Below are 2,180 nucleotides of genomic sequence, written 5' to 3' on the forward strand. Positions count from 1 at the left end.
CGTGAGGGTCTATTCCCGCGAGACGCCTTCAGAAAAGCCTGGGAAATGTTGGACGAGAAGCTCGAGCCCAAACGCGCGTGCCGGGTCTATGTCGGGCTGCTTCACCTCGCTGCAACACAGGCTTGCGAGGCCGCACTTGCTCTTCATCTCGAAGAGGTTCTCGCCGCAGGCGCGCTGCCCGAAGTGGAAACCGCACGCCAGGCGGTCGCACCGCCGACGAATGTGATGCCCGAGGTCTGCGTCCCGCTCCCCAACTTTGCTGCCTATGACAGCCTTTTCCAGCACACAGGAACCGACAATGTCAGACCCGCTGCCTGAGCGACAGATCGATACCGCGCGTCTTCCGCTGATGCTGTCGGCACTTCGCTTGCCGAGCATCGGGCGGCACTGGGATAAATTTGCCGCGCGCGCTGACCGGGAGGGTTGGGGCGCCGCGCGCTATCTCGCGACGCTGTGCGAGCATGAACTGGCCGACCGCACCTCACGCCGGATTGCCCGTCACCTTGCAGAGGCTGACCTGCCACGCGGAAAAACCTTCGCAACGTTCGATTTCGCAGCCGTGCCCACGGTCAGGAAGGCGCACCTTATGGCCTTCGGCTCTGGAGATCCGTGGCTTGAACAGGGCGCAAACATCCTGTGCTTTGGTCCTTCCGGTACGGGCAAGACGCATGCGGCTGCAGCCATTGGGCACGCCCTCGTCGAGGCAGGTCGGCGGGTGTTTTTCGTGCGGACCACCGATCTTGTCCAAAAGCTCCAGGCCGCGCACCGTGATCTATCGCTGCCGGCTTTGCTGACACGTCTCGACCGGTTCGATTGCCTCATTCTCGATGACCTTGGCTACGCCAGAAAGGACCAGGCGGAAACGGCCGTCCTGTTCGAGCTCATCGCCGAACGGTATGAGCGCCGCTCGCTCATCGTCACCTGCAACCAGCCATTTTCCGAGTGGAATTCGATTTTCCCGAATGCCGCGATGACGGTCGCCGCGATAGATCGTCTCGTCCACCACGCCACCATCCTCGAATTTAACACCGAGAGCTACCGCAAGCGTACCGCGGCAGCCCAGGCCGCGGCGTAATTGTCGCCACAGTCGTTGGCGTCCGTTGTCGGCGCTATTTATCCACGGCATGGTCCGTCACCATGCTCGACCCATTCGACCCAGATTCCTTCATCGTACGCGTCGAGGCCCATATCCTTGGCATTGAGCCAAGGATTTCCCGTACCCTCGAGCTTCCCGTTGGCCTCAACCTCGCCCTGCTGCACGAGGTGCTCCAGGCCGCGTTTGGCTGGACCGACAGCCACCTGCACCAGTTCCTCATTGGCGGACTGACCTTCGGCGCCCCAGAGTTCGACGAGGACGGCCTGTTTGACCATCGCACCTTTGAGGCTACCGAAACGCGCCTCATCGATTTCACCTTCTCCTATGACGAGAAAAAACCCCTCCACATCCTCTACGAATATGACTTCGGAGATTGCTGGCGCCATCACATCGACATGCATCGTGTCCCACGTGAACAGGGCGCCAATTACCCGCGCTGCACCGCAGGCAGCAGATCCGGACCGCCGGAAGATGTTGGCGGCACGTACGGCTACGCCGAGTTCCTAGATGCGTGGCGAGACCCTGAGCATGAGGACCATCGACAAATGCGCACCTGGGTCGGCAAAAAATTCGAGCCCGAACGCTTCGACCTGGAAGCAACCAACAAGCAAATTGGCCGCGCAATGCGTGCCGCCAAGGGCGGCTACAGGTTTAGGCGTGTCCGGGCATCATAATTGACGCCGACCGGACACTAAAATTGTCGTTGCACACCGTTCTCCTCCACATATCCTGATAAGGGGAGTAAGTGAGACAGTTGATGTTGCAACCGGCGCCCGGAAAAACGATTCCGATTTTCCGTATAGACTTCGCATCACTACTCGCACGTTGGGAGGTAAGATCGAGGAGGTTAAATGGACCGATAGCGCGAGATGCCCTGCTGTTCGCGCTGTCATCGCTAGTATGGCTGACATCAAGATGCCGTCGCCAGCACCGTATGGTGTATTAGGTTCATCAGATATCATCACATCGGATGGGACCGACTATTCACTCACGGCTCCGTCATCCGACAATATGGGAAACATAACTGTTACCTCCAATGAAGGTTCGCCGCTTGCGGCGTGGATCGATTCTTCGCTCAAACAGC

At 59.2% G+C, this 2,180-nt stretch carries 3 protein-coding genes and 1 pseudogene; all 4 read left to right on the top strand.

The features are described from left to right. A pseudogene (locus tag ACFFAR_RS31420) lies at positions 1-190 on the top strand (IS21 family transposase); the annotation flags it as partial. Between the two features lie 108 nt (positions 191-298). Next, the gene (istB, locus tag ACFFAR_RS31425) at positions 299-1,075 is read left to right on the top strand and encodes an IS21-like element helper ATPase IstB (RefSeq protein ID WP_375509251.1); all 777 of its coding nucleotides are present in this window, start codon (positions 299-301) and stop codon (positions 1,073-1,075) included. Between the two features lie 62 nt (positions 1,076-1,137). Further along, positions 1,138-1,770, top strand: coding sequence for a plasmid pRiA4b ORF-3 family protein (locus ACFFAR_RS31430; RefSeq protein WP_375509252.1), 633 nt, complete (start codon positions 1,138-1,140; stop codon positions 1,768-1,770). A gap of 226 nt (positions 1,771-1,996) precedes the next feature. Next, positions 1,997-2,180: hypothetical protein (locus tag ACFFAR_RS31435; protein ID WP_375509253.1), on the top strand; the 184-nt coding region annotated here is incomplete at its 3' end.

Source organism: uncultured Caballeronia sp., from assembly GCF_964243625.1.
Taxonomy (GTDB): Bacteria; Pseudomonadota; Gammaproteobacteria; order Burkholderiales; family Burkholderiaceae; genus Caballeronia.

Bases quoted from the DNA above. Each gene is read 5' to 3' on its own strand.
- ACFFAR_RS31430 (WP_375509252.1), top strand. From the start codon at position 1,138: ATGCTCGACCCATTCGACCCAGATTCCTTCATCGTACGCGTCGAGGCC.
- istB (WP_375509251.1), top strand. From the start codon at position 299: ATGTCAGACCCGCTGCCTGAGCGACAGATCGATACCGCGCGTCTTCCG.